The organism is Bacillus sp. RCC_6_1, assembly GCF_041360755.1.
Classification (GTDB): Bacteria; Bacillota; Bacilli; order Bacillales; family Bacillaceae_G; genus Bacillus_A; species Bacillus_A cereus.
The window spans coordinates 46370-62548 of the sequence record NZ_JBFUPV010000008.1 but is presented as its reverse complement, the minus strand read 5'-3'; the positions used below and the strand labels follow the sequence as shown (position 1 = coordinate 62548).

The window sequence follows — 16179 nt, the reverse complement described above, 5'->3', positions numbered from 1 at the left end:
TCCATCCCCCTCACATTCTGAACGAGCCGCTTCCGCTTTATATGAAATCCAGCTCCAGCGGCAAGCTCTTCGTGTCTAAGAACCTTCCGCATAAGAAGGAAAAAAGCTCCTTTTATGCGAAAGAACCTTAGCCAGTCAGAGCTGAACGAGCCGCTTCCACTTTATATGTTACCTACGTTTTCTGCTTAGTCCCATTGCGTTTTCTACTTTGCGTAGTTGTTTGAATGCGACGCGGTTTGCTTTTTCGGCACCTTTGTCTAGAATTTCGTCTAGTTCTGGTGAGTTGATTAGTTCGTTATATTTGTCTTGGATTGGACGAATTGCTTCTACGACTACTTGTGCTAAGTCGCCTTTGAAGTCGCCGTATCCTTTTCCTTCGTACATCGCTTCAATTTCTTCTACTGTTTTTCCAGAGAATGAAGAGTAGATTGTTAATAAGTTAGAGATTCCAGGTTTGTTTTCTTTATCGAATTTCACAATACCTTCAGAATCAGTTACAGCACTCTTAATTTTCTTTTCAATTGTTTTTGGTTCATCAAGCATGCTGATCATTGATTTTGGATTCGGATCAGATTTACTCATTTTTTTCGTAGGTTCTGTTAGTGACATAACGCGAGCTCCTACTTTTGGAATGCGAATTTCAGGAATTGTGAATACTTCACGGAAGCGTTTGTTGAAACGCTCTGCTAGGTCACGTGTTAATTCCATATGCTGCTTTTGGTCATCACCAACAGGCACGATTTCAGTGTTGTAAAGTAAAATATCAGCAGCCATTAATGGTGGGTACGTTAGTAATCCAGCTGGAACTGAATCTCTACCTGATGCTTTATCTTTATATTGCGTCATACGCTCTAATTCTCCAACGTAAGCAACTGATTGCATAATCCATCCTAGTTGAGCGTGTGCCGGTACTTCTGACTGTACAAATAACGTAGCTTTTTCAGGATCGATACCGCATGCTACATAAAGTGCAGCAAGACTGCGGATGTTTTTACGAAGTTGTACGGGATCTTGAGGCACTGTAATCGCATGTTGATTTACAATACAGAAATAACAGTCGTGTTCATTTTGAAGCTCTGTAAATTGCTTCATAGCTCCTAAATAGTTTCCAAGTGTAATCGTTCCACTCGGCTGAATACCAGAAAAGATAACTGACATAAGTAATTCCTCCTAAATTTGAATGCGTGATAGAGAAGAGAAGGCAAACAAAAAAGCCCATTCATCCCAAAAAACTATAGGGACGAATGGACCGCGGTACCACCCTAATTATTTCACTACTGTGAAATCTCTCTAATCCATAATAACGTTTGGATATAACGCCAAAGCCTACTACTTTCGGTTCGGTTTGGAGCTCAAAAGCCCATTCCATACTGTACAATTACTTGTTCACACCAGCCACAAGCTCTCTGAAATTGCCTCAATATGTACTCTTCTTTATCATCGCATACATATAAATTTATTTATTGTTACCTGAGCTCTTTAAATATGAAAGAACTAAAGTTTTATAACAAAATGTTTTGCTGATTATTATATCATATGGGATAGTGTTTGCAAACTACATCAAAATAGTAAAGCTAATGAAGGTCGAGAATAACCCAAGAACGATACCGGTAATGCAAATTGGATACGTCCATTTGAATGAATATGTTTTATAAATACGTTCTTTCTTATCGGTAGGTTCCTCTACTTCTTCAATTAAAGAGTCAATTTTTTTGTTCGTACCAAATACTCTTTGGAATGCGTAAATGGTTACATTGAAAAAACCATTTTGAAATATGTATAAAAAACCGCCGATAAGAATAAAAAACAGTGCAATATAAAACAAAATGTTGACAAAGTTCAACAAAAATTGAGATGAAATGAGGAATGCACCAATACTAGAAGCAATCATCGCTATAAAAATTAGTATACAAGTATGAAAAAAAACTTTATTCAAAATATTCCCCTCCGTCAAAATATTACTAGAATTATTATACTATAAAAGCTATAATAAGTACTAGGATTAATTTTTTGAAAATTATACGCAATTAAAGGTCTGATTTTAAGATGATGGTAGCAATGTTAATGTATCCCTTTACGAAAAATTTAAAATATAAATATTTTATTAAAAATTTTAACAAAAAAACAAAAAACTATATTCACAATTGTTATATTATATGTATAATGAAAATTGTAGAAACTTGGAGATTATTCTTTCAATTCTACTTTTTAACAAGTGAGGGTACAGGAAGTGCAATTAGGGGAGGCAACACAACATGAAGAAAAAGATACCGTTATTACTTGCATCAACTTTAACTGCAAGTATGTTGCTTAGCGCGTGTAGCTACCAAAAAGATGACGCAAAAGCAAAAGGGAAAGAGAACGCTACGAGTAGTAGTAACGGAAAACAGATTCTTAATTTAACAGAGTTATCTGAAATTCCGTCAATGGATGCATCATTAGCATCTGATTCTTCATCTTCTACAGCATTAAATAATACGATGGAAGGTTTATATCGTATTGGCAAAGATCAAAAGAGAATGCCTGGAGTTGCAGAAGATGTCGAAAAGCTAGATGATGGGAAGAAATACATATTTAAATTAAGAAGAGATGCGAAATGGTCGAATGGGGAACCTGTAACAGCTAAAGACTTTGTGTATTCATGGAAAAGAGCAGTAAATCCAGATACAAAAGCAACGTATTCATACATTATGTTCGATATTAAAAATGCAGAGAAAATTCATAAAAAAGAATTACCTGCTGACCAATTAGGTGTAAAAGCGATTGATGATTATACATTAGAAGTAGAATTAGACAATCCCGTTCCTTACTTTATCGATTTAACAGTTTATCCAGTATTTTACCCACTAAATGAAAACTTTGTAAAAGCACAAGGTGATAAATTTGGTTTAGAGGCAAATACAACATTATATAACGGTCCATTCGTTATGAGTGATTGGAAACATGAACAAAGTTTCCAATTCAAGAAGAATCCTTCATATTGGGATAATAAAACGGTTAAAATCGAAGAAATCAACTTTAATATTGTAAAAAATACAGCAACTGATGTAAATTTATATGAGACAAACGCGATTGATCGGGCGGCTTTAACGTCTGAATTTGTTGATAAGTTTAGAAAAAGCCCAGAGTTCCAAACAAGAAAAGAGGCAGGGGTTGCTTACTTAAGATTTAATCAAAGTAATCAGTACTTAAGTAATAAAAACTTAAGAAAAGCAATTTCAATGTCCTTTGACCGTGATAACATTGCAAAAGTTATTTTAAATAACGGCGCAATTGGAGCTTACGGATTTGTTGGAAAAGATTTCGCTGAAGGTCCAAATAAAAAAGATTTCCGAGCTGAAAATGGAAAGCTAGTTGAAACAAATCCAAAAGAAGCAAAAAAGCTTTGGGAAACAGCGAAGAAAGAGCTTGGAACTGATAAAATCGAACTAGAATTCTTAAACTTTGATAATGAAGATGCTAAAAAAGTTGGGGAATTCTTAAAAGGTGAGATGGAAAAGAACTTACCAGGTTTATCAATTAAAATTAAACAGCAACCATTCGCACAAAAAAATAAATTAGAAGATTCTCAGCAATATGATATTGCGTTTGGTATTTGGGGACCAGATTTCCCAGATCCAATCTCATATTTAGATATGTTTGTTACGAATGGTTCTCAAAATAAAACAGGGTATTCTAATCAGAAATATGATGAGTTAATCCTAAAAGCTAAAACAGATACAAAAGATTTACAAGCTCGCTGGGACAACCTTCTAGAAGTAGAGAAGATGTTAATTAAAGAGGATGCAGTTATCACTCCAATCTTCCAAAAAGGTTCAGCGTATGTAGTAAAAGGTGCCGTAAAAGATATTATCCCAATTAACTATGGTGGTAAATTAACTTACAAATGGGCATCTGTTGAACAAAAATAATCTTTTTTTTCCATCGTTTACAAGGGTATATGCCTATGATGGGCATATGCTCTTATTTTAAAAAAATAAAAGTAAGAATATTTTAAACTATCTTATTGCTTTTGAGAAAAACGGGGAGGTGCTTGACTATGGGACGTTATGTATTAAAACGTTTCGTGTACATGGCTTTGACATTATTTTTAATTACTACAATGACTTTCTTTTTGATGAAATTACTTCCGGGTTCTCCGCTTAAAAACCAGGAGAAGCTATCACCGGCACAAAAAGAAATCATTCTTGAAAAATACGGATTGAATGATCCGGTACCAGTTCAATATGCACGTTACTTAGGTAACTTAGCAAAAGGTGATTTAGGGGTATCATTCCAATATGATAACCGCCCAGTAACAGACATGATTGTGGATCGTATTGGACCATCAGCCCAATTAGGTTTACAAGCGATTATATTAGGAACATTTATCGGTTTAATTTTAGGTATTGTTGCCGCACTTCGTAATAATACGTGGGTAGATTATAGTGCAACAGTTATTTCGGTACTCGGAATGTCGGTACCATCATTCGTATTCGCCGCATTACTGCAATATTTCGTAGGGGTAAAACTAGGCTGGTTCCCAGTAGCATTCTGGAAAGGACCAGAGTTTACTGTAATGCCTACAATTGCATTATCGATGGGAGTTATCGCGACAATCGCACGTTTCTCTCGTGCAGAATTAATTGAAGTTATGCAAGCCGATTACATTTTAACAGCGAAAGCGAAAGGAATTAGCCAAGGCGTTATCATTGTCAAACATGCACTTCGTAACGCGTTAATTCCAGTTGTAACAATTTTAGGACCAATGGTTGCGGCATTAATTACAGGAACACTTGTTATCGAGCAAATTTATGCTGTACCAGGACTTGGGGAACAATTCGTTAAATCGATTACTTTAAATGACTATACAGTTATTATGGGAACTACGATTTTCTATAGTGCGATCTTCATTTTAGTTATTTTCATTGTCGATATTTTATACGGAATTATTGATCCTCGTATTCGTTTAGCGGGAGGGAAAAAATGATGAAAGATGTACAAAAATTATCTCCAGATTTATTTCAACAAGCCAATCAAAATAATGTTGATAATGAAGTCATTGCCCGTCCAAGCTTAACGTTTTGGCAAGATGTAAGAAGACGTTTATTCCAACATAAAGGTGCGATGCTTGGCCTTGTATTGTTAGTTATCATTGCGCTATTAGCGATTTTTGGACCGATGGTAAGTAAACACTCGTATAAAGAGCAAGATTTAGGTCGTGCGAAATTACCACCAAAAATTCCAGTTATTGAAAATGTTCATTGGTTACCATTTGACGGTACAGATCAATATGGTGTTGACCAATATGAAAAACGTGATATTAAAGAGTACTTCTGGTTTGGTACAGATGACCTTGGCCGTGACTTATGGACAAGAACATGGGAAGGTACACGCGTATCATTATATATCGCTCTTTTAGCGGCAGCAATTGACTTAGTAATTGGGGTTGCATACGGAGGTATTTCAGCATTCTACGGCGGTAGAGTAGATAACATTATGCAACGTATTATGGAGATTATTAACGGTATTCCATACTTAATCATCGTTATTTTAATGGTAATCATTATGGGATCTGGTATTTGGTCAATTACACTTGCGATGGCGATTACAGGTTGGATAGGGATGTCGCGTATTGTTCGTGGACAAATCTTAAAGTTAAAAAACCAAGAATATGTATTAGCATCTCGTACATTAGGTGCAACAAATACACAATTAATTGTGAAACATTTAATTCCAAACGTAATGGGACCTATTATCGTAATGACGATGTTTACAATTCCATCAGCGGTGTTTGGTGAAGCGTTCTTAAGTTTCATCGGTTTAGGAATTCAGCCACCATTTGCGTCACTAGGTTCTCTTGTAAATGATGGTTATAAATCTATTCAAACGTATCCGCATATGATGTTCATCCCTGCGGTTGTCATCAGTATATTAATTTTAGCGTTTAACTTAATGGCAGACGGATTACGCGACGCGTTAGATCCAAAAATGCGTAAGTAAAAGAGGGGAGAGGCAAAGATGAAAACATTGTTAGAGGTAAAAGATTTACAAGTCTCCTTTGATACACATGCAGGTGAAGTACAAGCTGTACGCGGCGTTACTTTTGATTTGAAAAAAGGAGAAACATTGGCGATTGTAGGAGAATCTGGTTCAGGGAAATCAGTTACTTCTAAAGCGTTAATGGGATTAATTCCGAATCCTCCTGGACGCATTAAAAATGGTGAAATCGTATTTGAAGGTCGTGACTTAACAAAATTAACAGAAAAAGAAATGCAGCAAGTACGCGGTAAAGATATTGCGATGATTTTCCAAGATCCAATGACATCATTAAACCCAACGATGACAATTGGAAATCAAATTATGGAAGGTCTAATTAAACACCAAGGGATGAGTAAAGCAGATGCACGTAAAGTTGCTTTAGAGTTAATTGACCTTGTAGGTATTCCAAATCCAGAAGCTCGTTTAAAACAATATCCTCACCAATTCTCAGGTGGTATGAGACAGCGTGTAGTTATTGCGATGGCGTTAGCTTGTAACCCGAAATTATTAATTGCCGATGAGCCGACAACAGCGCTAGACGTTACGATTCAGGCGCAAATTTTAGAACTTATGAAAGACATTCAGCAAAAAACAGAAGCAGCAATCATTTTCATTACGCATGACTTAGGTGTAGTAGCAAACGTTGCGGACCGAGTGGCAGTTATGTACGCTGGTAAAGTTGTTGAAATTGGAACTGTAGATGAAATTTTCTATAATCCGAAACATCCATATACTTGGGGTTTAATCGCATCTATGCCAAGTTTAGATGGTTCAGAAGAAGAGTTATATGCAATCCCTGGAACACCTCCAGATTTATTGAAGCCGCCAAAGGGAGATGCTTTTGCACCACGTAACCCACAGGCACTGAAAATTGATTTTGAAATGGACCCACCTTTATTTAAAGTAAGTGATACGCACTATGCGGCAACTTGGTTACTTCACGAGCAAGCTCCAGAAGTAAAACCGCCGGCAGTCGTTGAAAAACGCATTCTTCAAATGAAAGCAGGTGAACAACATGACTAAACAACGTGAGAAATTAATTGAAGTAAAAAATGTAAAGCAGCACTTCGACGTGAGTGGTGGTGTTGTCAAAGCGGTTAATGATATTTCATTTGATATTTACCGCGGAGAAACATTTGGTCTTGTAGGAGAATCAGGTTGTGGTAAATCGACAACTGGAAGAACGATTATTCGTTTATATGATGCAACTGCTGGTGAAGTGTTATTCGATGGTGAAAATGTACATGGTAAAAAATCACGCGCAGAGCTGAAGAAATTCAACCGTAAAATGCAAATGATTTTCCAAGATCCATATGCATCATTAAACCCTCGTATGACAGTAGGGGATATTATTGCAGAAGGTATCGATATTCACGGACTAGCGAAAAGTAAAAAAGAGCGCATGGACCGTGTTCATGAACTATTAAACACAGTTGGTTTAAATAAAGAGCACGCAAACCGTTTCCCACACGAATTCTCAGGTGGACAACGTCAGCGTATCGGTATCGCTCGAGCGCTTGCTGTAGACCCAGAATTTATCATTGCCGATGAGCCGATCTCAGCACTTGACGTATCGATTCAGGCGCAAGTTGTAAACTTACTGAAAAAGCTACAAAAAGAAAAAGGTTTAACATACTTATTCATCGCCCATGATTTATCAATGGTAAAATACATTAGTGACCGTATTGGTGTAATGTATCGTGGCCAAATCGTTGAGTTAACAACAAGTGATGAATTATATGCGAATCCAATTCATCCATATACGAAATCACTATTATCAGCGATTCCACTTCCAGATCCAGATTATGAGCGCAATCGTAAACGTATCGTATATGATCCATCACAGCATAATTATGGTAGTGAAGCACCAACAATGCGTGAAATTCGCCCAGGACATTTCGTACTATGTTCGGAAGCGGAGTACAAGAAATATAAAGAGATTTATCAATAAGAAAAAGAGCCATTCTTCTGTTATGGAAGGATGGCTCTTTTTCTACTATATAAAAGAATTGTATACATTTGTCGGTCAGTCGATATATTTAAAGAATCGCCGATATAAATCTCATGTATCATTAGTGATATCCATATGCAAAATTACTGCACTTGAACAGAAACATTCTCCTCTTGTTCTTCAGGTTTAACAAGCGCATAACGCTCCCATGCTCTACTTTTCCAGCGGAAGAACATAATAATGGCACGTGTCCATTCGTCGATGGCGATTGCTAGCCAAATACCAACGAGCCCCATATCTAAATGAAAGGCGAAAAAGTAACCTAGTGGTAAACTCATTAACACCATAGAGAATGCACCGATTAAAACAGGATATTTTGCATCACCAGCTGCACGAAGCGAATTAATGATGACGATGTTCATCGTACGTCCCGTTTCAAGTAGTACACTTAGTAAAAGAACACTTGCGCCTAACCCGATAATGTGCGGATTATCTGTAAACAGTCCCATTAATTGTGTACGGAATGTAATAACGAGAGCGACCATACATAAAGTTACACCAATTGCCCATTTTACACTTTTCCACAAGCGTTCGTATGCTTCATCTTTTTCGCCACCACCAACGAGGCGGCCAATAATAATGGCTGTTCCCATACCAATTGCAATTGCAAATAAATAAGTGAACATGGAAATGTTAGTAGCGTATTGTCTAGCAGCTAATGATTCCGTTCCTAAGTACGTTGCGTAATAAAGGAAGACGATTTGACAAGCTTGATACATCACTTGTTCAAATGCAGATGGAATGCCAATTTTTAAAATTTTCCCAATGTATTCTTTGGATAAAGTGAAGTAATATTGTAATTTCACACGATATTCCATAACGCGGTATAGTAACCAGAAGAAAACAATAAGTGCGATCAATCGACTGATAGCGGAAGAAATTGCAGCCCCTTGTACACCGAGCTCAGGGAAACCAAATTTCCCGAAAATGAGTACGTAGTTTCCAGCGATATGAATCATATTCATTCCGAGTGAAATAAACATCGCTTGCTTTGTAAAACCGTGTACACGGATAATTGCGGCTAATGAGTTAATAATAGCTTGTAGGAAGATGGCTCCTCCGACGATAGATAAGTAGTTTTGCGCATACGTTAGTACATCGCCTTGTAAGTTCATTGCGAGCATCATATGTTTCGAAAATAAAAGAAAACCAGCGCTTATAACGAGCCCAACTATTAAATTTAATGTGACGGCTAATGCTGATATTTTAGATGCTTCCATAAAGCGTTTGGAACCGAGGTATTGAGATACAACGATAGCAGCGCCGTTCCCGATGACTTCTAATACCAAAATCGCAATATGAAGATATTGATTCGCTGCACCAACCCCAGATACAGCATCGTCTGATAATGCACTTAACATGAAAGTATCAGCGATCCCCATTAACATAAAAAGAAAAACTTCTAGAAAAATAGGCCATGTTAATAAGAATAAACTTAATTTCTCAGTAGGCCCGTTTTTTGCCTGAATTGCTGCCATGTCCGTCCCCTCTTTACCGATATCTATTTTTAGCAAAATGTATCGTAACATACTTTCTTAACCTTTGCACTCATTTTAGCCTACATATTTTTATTATGAAGAGAGTGCTATTTTATGATAAAAACAAAAGGATAATTATACATAAAATATTATGAGATATAAAATTCATTTTTCTCTGATAATTTAGAAAAGTATAAAAAATATTATTTTTAACACTTTAGTATGAATAATCAGCAATATGAAACGTTTACAAAGGTATATTTTTTAACGAAAAATTTTAATGAAATAGAAATATAAATATACAAAAAATATATTTGTGTGTATAATATGAATTATTAGAACATATATATATTTCTTTTTGTTTGAAAATGAAAGGGTTAACATTTTTTTGGAGGGTGGAAGTATGAAAAAAAAGATACCAGTTTTTGTAGCATCAACAGTAGCGATGAGCATGATGTTAGGGGCATGTAGCTATCAAAAAGATGAATCGCAAGCAAACGCTAAAGGGGATAGCGGAAAAAGCGGCGCGAAGCAAGTTATTAATCTAACAGAAGTGTCTGAAATTCCGACAATGGATACAACACTTGCCTCGGATGCTGCTTCTTCAAAAGTTATGAATAATACAATGGAAGGGCTGTATCGACTTGGGAAAGGCGATAAGTTAGTACCAGGTGTGGCAAAATCTCATACGAAATCAGAAGATGGTAAAAAATATACATTTAAATTGCGGGAAGACGCTAAATGGTCGAATGGTGCCCCTGTAACAGCAAAAGATTTTGTCTATGCATGGCAAAGAGCTGTTAATCCTGATACGGCAGCAAAATCAGGATATATTATGTTAGATGTAAAAAATGCAGAAAAAATTAATAAAAGAGAGCTATCACCAGATCAATTAGGTGTTAAAGCAATAGATGATTATACATTAGAAGTTGAATTGGATAATCCAGTTCCATACTTTCTCGATTTAACAGTGTATCCACTATTTTTCCCGTTAAATGAGAAGTATATGAAAGAGCAGGGAGAAAAATTTGGTTTGGAAGCAAATACAACTCTGTATAACGGTCCATTTGTATTAAATGAATGGAAACATGAACAAAGTTTCCAATTAAAGAAAAATCCAAATTATTGGGATCAAAAAGAAGTGAAGTTAGAAGAAGTTAACTTTAATGTTGTAAAAGATACAGGAGCAGCTGTTAATTTGTATAATACGAATGCGATTGACAGAGTTGGTTTATCAGCGGAGTTAGTTGATAAGTATAAAGGACAAAAAGACTTTAAAACAATTAATGATCCAACTGTATTTTTCTTGCGTTTTAACCAAAAAAATCCGGCATTAGCTAACAAAAATATTCGTAAAGCTATTTCTAGTGCATACGATCGAGATGGTATTGGAGAGGTTATTTTAAACAACGGTTCTAAGGGAGCTTATGGTTTAGTACCATCTGATTTTGTTAAGGGACCAGATAAGCAAGATTTCAGAAAAGAAAATGGAAAGCTTTCGAAAGTCGATGTGAAGGAAGCTAAAAAATTCTGGGAAGCAGGCAAGAAAGAATTAGGTAAGGATAAAATAGAACTAGAATTTTTAAACTTTGATAATGAAGAATCTAAGAAAATTGGTGAGTATGTAAAAGGAGAATTAGAAAAGAACTTACCAGGTCTAACAGTAACAATTAAGATGCAACCATTTGCGCAAAAATTAAAACTTGAAGATAGTGGACAGTTTGATATTTCATTTACTGGATGGGGACCTGATTTCCCTGATGCAATCACATTCCTTGATATGTTTATAACAGATGGTTCACAAAATAAAATGGCTTATTCTAATGCTCAGTATGATGACATTATTAAAAAGGCAAAGCAAGAAGGCTCAGATGTAAAAGGACGTTGGAATGAACTGTTAAAAGCAGAGAAAATTTTATTTGAGGATGCAGCAATTGCGCCAGTATTCCAACGCGGCAGATCTATATTAGAAAGAGAAACGATTAAAGATGTGTATATCCACAAATATGGCGGTGAATTAAGCTTTAAGTGGGCATCCGTAGGAAAATAAAAAAAGCAGGCTAACCACCTGCTTTTTTTAATACGTTCGTTTCTTATAAATGCCTTTTCCACCAACTTGGTTCCAGCCAGATTGTACATCCAAACTTTTGTTAACAAACTTCATTTTTTCTTTTCCACCAAAGAGCTTTTCGCCGATGCTATTTGTAATGACACCAATCAATGCTGTTATTCCGATGATGAGGGCAGCAACCGTAATAAAATCAATAAAAAAAGCAATCATTTGAAAACTCCCCCTTTGCCTGTCTGTATGTTTATTGTATGAGATAAAAATTGAAAAAGAAAGAAATGTCAGAAAAATATTTTGTTTACTTTAGAAATCGTGTAGACAGGAGGGAGGATATTTGTTAAAATGAGAACAAATGTTCCTTTTCATTCTCAATTGTATAGTCTTACATTTCTTAATTGATTTATCAAGAAAAAGTAAGAAAACGTTCTCTTTTTCATAGGGAAGATTATAGATAAATAACTATATATTATATGAAAAATCTATGGGAAGTGAGTAGTAAAAGGGTTGAAAGTTATTGTTAAAGTACAGCTGAAATGAGCGTAATCATGTTACATAGCAGTGAAATACACGGGAGAGTTTTCTCAACTAGCAGGAAATTTACTGTATATTTCTTGCAAAATCTATTGTATAATGATTATAGAAGTTACTTATTAAAAGTAATTGTTGTTTATTATAAGTTGTTGCTTACATGAAATGTGATTTTTGTACTTTTCAATAAGACAAGTTATCACGAAAAATTGCTGAAGTTAGAAATTAAAACTGTATTTAGTACAGAATTTGTACTCTTTAAGGAGAGTGAGCTTTGTATGGTAACATTATATAGTTCTCCAAGCTGTACGTCTTGTAGAAAGGCGAAATTATGGCTAGAGGAAAATCATATTCCCTATACAGAACGTAATATTTTCTCAGATCCATTAACGATTGAGGAAATTAAAGAGATTTTACGTATGACAGAAAGCGGAACGGATGAGATTATTTCTACTCGTTCGAAAGTTTTCCAAGAATTGAATGTAAACTTAGAGTCTTTACCACTTCAAGATTTATATAAGATGATTCGTGACTATCCAGGGATTTTACGTCGTCCAATTATGATTGACGAGAAACGCCTTCAAGTTGGTTACAACGAAGACGAAATTCGTCGTTTCTTACCACGTACAGTAAGAACGTTCCAATTACGTGAAGCACAACGTCTTGTAAATTAATTATAATAATATGAAAACCTTCTACTTATTATATAGTAGAAGGTTTTTTTTAATGTTTCACATTGCGTAATCGAACTTGTTGTACAATAAAGCCGATGCATAAAATAGTGAAGATGAACAAATAAGGAATGCTTGCAGTGAAACTTGGATTGTTATGAAAAAAGGTTGCAAGTCTGTCTTCATGTGTAACCATTTTTCCTGCAGTATAGGCAAGAATCGCTGCACCGCAATAAATGAGGAATGGAAATCGCTCCATAAGTATTAAAATAAGTTTGCTGCCCCAAATAATAATCGGGATAGAAATGAGTAAGCCGATTATGACGAGTAAAAATCTCCCGTGAGCTGCACCTGCAATGGCAATAACATTATCAAACCCCATAACGAGATCCGCGAAAACAATTGTCCGCACAGCTTGAAATAAAGTTGTTTTTCCTTGAATAGAAGAAAGATCGTTGCTATTATCGGTTAATAAATTGACTGCAATTAATGTAAGTAAAACCCCGCCAATCAATTGTAGAAATGGAATATCGAGTAAATAGACAGCTAGTATAGTAAGGACAATTCTTAGTACAATCGCTAAAAGAGTACCGATCAAAATAGCCTTATTTCGTTTCGATTCAGGTAAATTTCGGCTAGCTAGTGCAATGACGATTGCATTGTCACCACCTAATACAACATCGATACCGACAATCATTAGTACGGATGTTAAAAACTCTAAGTCCATTCGTCTGCCTCCATTTATGATGTTTTAATAAGCGAACTATATGTATGTGATGAAGAAAGTTGTTGTTAAATAATCTCTTCTAATAGAAGTTTCACTTTATTACAGTGTACGGGGGAATGTGGAAATGTATGTCCAAATTTTTTGTAAGTAAGAAATCGCTATAATAATATATTTATGTAGTTTATCGAGTAAAGATAGGCATATAACTATTTTTGTAAAATAAATCGATTTTATTTCCATTCTGGAGAATCTTATCATAAAATGAGAGTACAAGAATCTATTGATTTGTCATATGAGTGGGGAATCCCTTCATAACAATTCTAAGCAGGAAGGGAGAGTTGTATTTTGGATATTGAAAGAATTAATGATCATACGATGAAATTTTTTATTACGTACATTGATATAGAGGATAGAGGATTTAATCGTGAAGAGATTTGGTATGATCGCGAACGAAGTGAAGAGCTCTTTTGGGAGATGATGGACGAAGCTCGTGATCATGACGATTTCTTTATTGATGGGCCGTTATGGATTCAAGTGCAAGCAGTCGATAAAGGGATTGAAGTACTTGTCACGAAAGCAGAGCTTTCAAAGGACGGACAAAAGCTGGAACTACCGATAGGGGTAGACAAAATTATAGATATTCCTCTAGATGAAGGCATCGAATCATTATTCCAACAAGAATTAGTCGAAGAGGTAGAAGAACAAACAGGAACAAACTTTAATGAAGATGGTACGTTTGGCTTTTTAATTAAGTTTAATGATTTTGAAGATGTCATTTCATTAAGTCATCGTCTTATCTTTGAAGATATAAAAGATGAGCTGTATTCATTTGAGAACCGCTATTATGTATATGTGGAATTCGATGAAGTGCTACATGATGAAGAAGAAATCGATCGTATTTTAAGTATTATTTTAGAATATGGAGAAGAATCAACTTTAACAATTCATCGTGTAAGTGAGTATGGAAAACAAATTGTGAAAGAGCATGCGCTTGAAACGATTCGCAATAATTTTCCTGCTAAAACGTAGGCCGATTTCTGTAGTATGAAATCGGCTTTTTATATGAAGAATAGGAAAGCTTTCTTAGTTAGGAGGTAAGAGATGAAAAATACGTTAAAGCTGATTTTCTTTATACTGCTATTGTTCGCATTATTTGTTTCGTTACGTATGTTTATTGATGTAGCATTTTATTCAGATGTGATTGGGATAAAAGATGTTTCGATTTTAGGTATTATTAGTATTTTATTTACAGTATCTGCGTTTTTAATTGGTTGCGTTATTTTCTTAGAAAATCGACATCCATCTAAAACACTTACATGGTTAATTGTTTTAGGAATTTTCCCGGTATTTGGCTTCTTTGCTTATTTATTATTTGGACAAAATTTTCGGAGAAAAAGAATGTTCCAAAAGAAGGCGTTACTTGATGAACAGGCTTTTTTACAATATAAAGGGCATGAAGATTACGAAGAACGAATTTTACGCAATCATAAGCATCAAGAGCTGTTATTTCGTTTAGCGGATCGCTTAGGCGCTTTAAATATTTCATTTCAAACTGAAACGAGAACATTAACAAATGGAGATGAAACGTTTCAGGCCATTTTAGATGGATTAAAACGAGCGAAACATCACATTCATATGGAATATTACATTGTGCGTGATGATAAGCTTGGAACGGAAATTAAAGATATTTTAATACAAAAATCAAAAGAGGGCGTAGTCGTTCGTTTTTTGTATGATGCGGTTGGAAGTTTTAAATTATCAAAATCGTATATTGAAGAATTAAACGATGCAGGAGTCGAAATGATTCCGTTCTTCCCTGTACGCTTTCCGATTTTAAACGATAAAATTAATTATCGAAATCATCGAAAAATCGTTATTATTGATGGAAATGAAGGCTTTGTAGGTGGATTAAATATTGGTGATGAATATTTAGGGAAGGATAAGTACTTCGGCTTTTGGCGAGACACACATTTATATTTGCGTGGTGAAGCTGTACAAAGTTTGCAGCTTATTTTCCTTCAAGATTGGTTTTATATGACTGGTGAGGCTGTGCTAGCCCCTGAATATTTACAAGCGAAAGCAGTTGAGGGGGAGCATTGGGGAGGCGTGCAGCTTGTTGCAGGTGGGCCTGATAATAAATGGGAAACGATTAAGCATTTATATTTTGCCATGATTGCTTCTGCTCGGAAATCCATTTGGATTGCAACGCCGTATTTTATTCCGGATGATGATATTTTATCCGCATTAAAGGTTGCTGCACTTGCTGGTATTGATGTTCGTTTATTAATGCCGAGTAAACCGGATAAGCGTACTGTCTTTTACGCATCGAGATCTTACTTCCCAGAGCTTTTAGATGCAGGTGTAAAGATATATGAATATGAAAAAGGTTTTCTTCATAGTAAAGTTGTCATCGTCGATTCTGATTTAGCTTCAATTGGGACAGCTAATATGGATATGAGAAGTTTTCATTTGAATTTTGAAGTAAATGCCTTTTTATATGATACAGATAGCATTCGAAAACTTGTTCAAGACTTTAAAGATGATTTAGAAGAATCAAGTGAAATTCATGTTGATCATTTTCATAAAAGACGTCTTCATAGACGAATTGTTGAATCAACATACCGCTTATTATCACCTTTATTATAAAAAGAGATGTCCGAAATTGGGACATCTCT

At 35.3% G+C, this 16179-nt stretch carries 14 protein-coding genes and 1 other annotated feature; of the genes, 9 read left to right on the top strand and 5 right to left on the bottom strand.

The features are described from left to right. Positions 1-168: 168 nt before the first annotated feature. Complete coding sequence (trpS, locus tag AB6801_RS20865) at positions 169-1158, bottom strand: tryptophan--tRNA ligase (protein ID WP_000110993.1); 990 nt, start codon at positions 1156-1158, stop codon at positions 169-171. 75 nt (positions 1159-1233) lie between these two features. Then, positions 1234-1450, bottom strand: a binding site (T-box leader). Between the two features lie 105 nt (positions 1451-1555). Next, entirely contained in the window at positions 1556-1936 is a 381-nt protein-coding gene (locus tag AB6801_RS20860) for a DUF3899 domain-containing protein (RefSeq protein WP_097998880.1), read from the bottom strand. A gap of 319 nt (positions 1937-2255) precedes the next feature. Here AB6801_RS20860 and AB6801_RS20855 point away from each other — a divergent pair, with 319 nt between their 5' ends. From AB6801_RS20855 to AB6801_RS20835, 5 genes are all read left to right on the top strand, one after another. Then, on the top strand, positions 2256-3911 hold the full coding sequence (locus tag AB6801_RS20855) for a peptide ABC transporter substrate-binding protein (RefSeq protein ID WP_000727219.1): 1656 nt from the start codon (positions 2256-2258) through the stop codon (positions 3909-3911). A gap of 128 nt (positions 3912-4039) precedes the next feature. After that, positions 4040-4969: an oligopeptide ABC transporter permease gene (gene opp3b, locus AB6801_RS20850; protein WP_000534172.1), complete on the top strand. Its 930-nt coding sequence runs from the start codon at positions 4040-4042 to the stop codon at positions 4967-4969. Beyond that, entirely contained in the window at positions 4966-5982 is a 1017-nt protein-coding gene (gene opp3C / locus AB6801_RS20845) for an oligopeptide ABC transporter permease (protein ID WP_000974106.1), read from the top strand. Before opp3b ends, opp3C begins: the two co-directional genes overlap by 4 nt. Before the next feature lie 18 nt (positions 5983-6000). Next, positions 6001-7044 carry an ABC transporter ATP-binding protein gene (locus AB6801_RS20840; RefSeq protein ID WP_000854346.1) on the top strand — a complete coding sequence of 348 codons (1044 nt, stop codon included), beginning with the start codon at positions 6001-6003 and terminating at the stop codon, positions 7042-7044. Next, the gene (locus AB6801_RS20835) at positions 7037-7972 is read left to right on the top strand and encodes an ABC transporter ATP-binding protein (RefSeq protein ID WP_000166348.1); all 936 of its coding nucleotides are present in this window, start codon (positions 7037-7039) and stop codon (positions 7970-7972) included. Before AB6801_RS20840 ends, AB6801_RS20835 begins: the two co-directional genes overlap by 8 nt. 143 nt (positions 7973-8115) lie before the next feature. Here AB6801_RS20835 and AB6801_RS20830 read toward each other — a convergent pair whose 3' ends face one another. Beyond that, entirely contained in the window at positions 8116-9561 is a 1446-nt protein-coding gene (locus AB6801_RS20830; RefSeq protein WP_009327244.1) for an MATE family efflux transporter, read from the bottom strand. A 352-nt stretch (positions 9562-9913) separates the two neighbouring features. Between AB6801_RS20830 and AB6801_RS20825 the strand changes: the two genes are divergently transcribed. Further along, positions 9914-11560, top strand: a complete 1647-nt coding sequence (locus tag AB6801_RS20825; protein ID WP_000727251.1) for a peptide ABC transporter substrate-binding protein — start codon at positions 9914-9916, stop codon at positions 11558-11560. A gap of 27 nt (positions 11561-11587) precedes the next feature. Here the strand turns inward: AB6801_RS20825 and AB6801_RS20820 are convergent, their stop codons facing one another. Then, the gene (locus AB6801_RS20820) at positions 11588-11791 is read right to left on the bottom strand and encodes a hypothetical protein (protein ID WP_000559971.1); all 204 of its coding nucleotides are present in this window, start codon (positions 11789-11791) and stop codon (positions 11588-11590) included. Positions 11792-12384: 593 nt separating this feature from the next. Between AB6801_RS20820 and spx the strand changes: the two genes are divergently transcribed. Beyond that, positions 12385-12780 carry a transcriptional regulator Spx gene (gene spx, locus AB6801_RS20815; RefSeq protein WP_000258267.1) on the top strand — a complete coding sequence of 132 codons (396 nt, stop codon included), beginning with the start codon at positions 12385-12387 and terminating at the stop codon, positions 12778-12780. 49 nt (positions 12781-12829) lie between these two features. On the opposite strand, the gene AB6801_RS20810 is transcribed toward spx, so the two are convergent. Continuing rightward, on the bottom strand, positions 12830-13504 hold the full coding sequence (locus tag AB6801_RS20810; RefSeq protein ID WP_000362615.1) for a TerC family protein: 675 nt from the start codon (positions 13502-13504) through the stop codon (positions 12830-12832). Positions 13505-13849: 345 nt separating this feature from the next. Between AB6801_RS20810 and mecA the strand changes: the two genes are divergently transcribed. Both mecA and AB6801_RS20800 read left to right on the top strand, forming a co-directional pair. Next, complete coding sequence (gene mecA, locus AB6801_RS20805) at positions 13850-14533, top strand: adaptor protein MecA (RefSeq protein ID WP_000350716.1); 684 nt, start codon at positions 13850-13852, stop codon at positions 14531-14533. Between the two features lie 72 nt (positions 14534-14605). After that, positions 14606-16150: a cardiolipin synthase gene (locus tag AB6801_RS20800; protein ID WP_000799188.1), complete on the top strand. Its 1545-nt coding sequence runs from the start codon at positions 14606-14608 to the stop codon at positions 16148-16150. Positions 16151-16179: the final 29 nt, after the last annotated feature.

Excerpts from the sequence above, each read along its gene's own strand:
- AB6801_RS20855 (WP_000727219.1), top strand. The coding sequence starts at position 2,256 with ATGAAGAAAAAGATACCGTTATTACTTGCATCAACTTTAACTGCAAGT.
- AB6801_RS20820 (WP_000559971.1), bottom strand. The coding sequence starts at position 11,791 with ATGATTGCTTTTTTTATTGATTTTATTACGGTTGCTGCCCTCATCATC.
- trpS (WP_000110993.1), bottom strand. The coding sequence starts at position 1,158 with ATGTCAGTTATCTTTTCTGGTATTCAGCCGAGTGGAACGATTACACTT.
- AB6801_RS20800 (WP_000799188.1), top strand. The coding sequence starts at position 14,606 with ATGAAAAATACGTTAAAGCTGATTTTCTTTATACTGCTATTGTTCGCA.
- AB6801_RS20810 (WP_000362615.1), bottom strand. The coding sequence starts at position 13,504 with ATGGACTTAGAGTTTTTAACATCCGTACTAATGATTGTCGGTATCGAT.
- spx (WP_000258267.1), top strand. The coding sequence starts at position 12,385 with ATGGTAACATTATATAGTTCTCCAAGCTGTACGTCTTGTAGAAAGGCG.
- AB6801_RS20840 (WP_000854346.1), top strand. The coding sequence starts at position 6,001 with ATGAAAACATTGTTAGAGGTAAAAGATTTACAAGTCTCCTTTGATACA.
- AB6801_RS20825 (WP_000727251.1), top strand. The coding sequence starts at position 9,914 with ATGAAAAAAAAGATACCAGTTTTTGTAGCATCAACAGTAGCGATGAGC.
- AB6801_RS20835 (WP_000166348.1), top strand. The coding sequence starts at position 7,037 with ATGACTAAACAACGTGAGAAATTAATTGAAGTAAAAAATGTAAAGCAG.
- AB6801_RS20830 (WP_009327244.1), bottom strand. The coding sequence starts at position 9,561 with ATGTTACGATACATTTTGCTAAAAATAGATATCGGTAAAGAGGGGACG.
- opp3C (WP_000974106.1), top strand. The coding sequence starts at position 4,966 with ATGATGAAAGATGTACAAAAATTATCTCCAGATTTATTTCAACAAGCC.
- opp3b (WP_000534172.1), top strand. The coding sequence starts at position 4,040 with ATGGGACGTTATGTATTAAAACGTTTCGTGTACATGGCTTTGACATTA.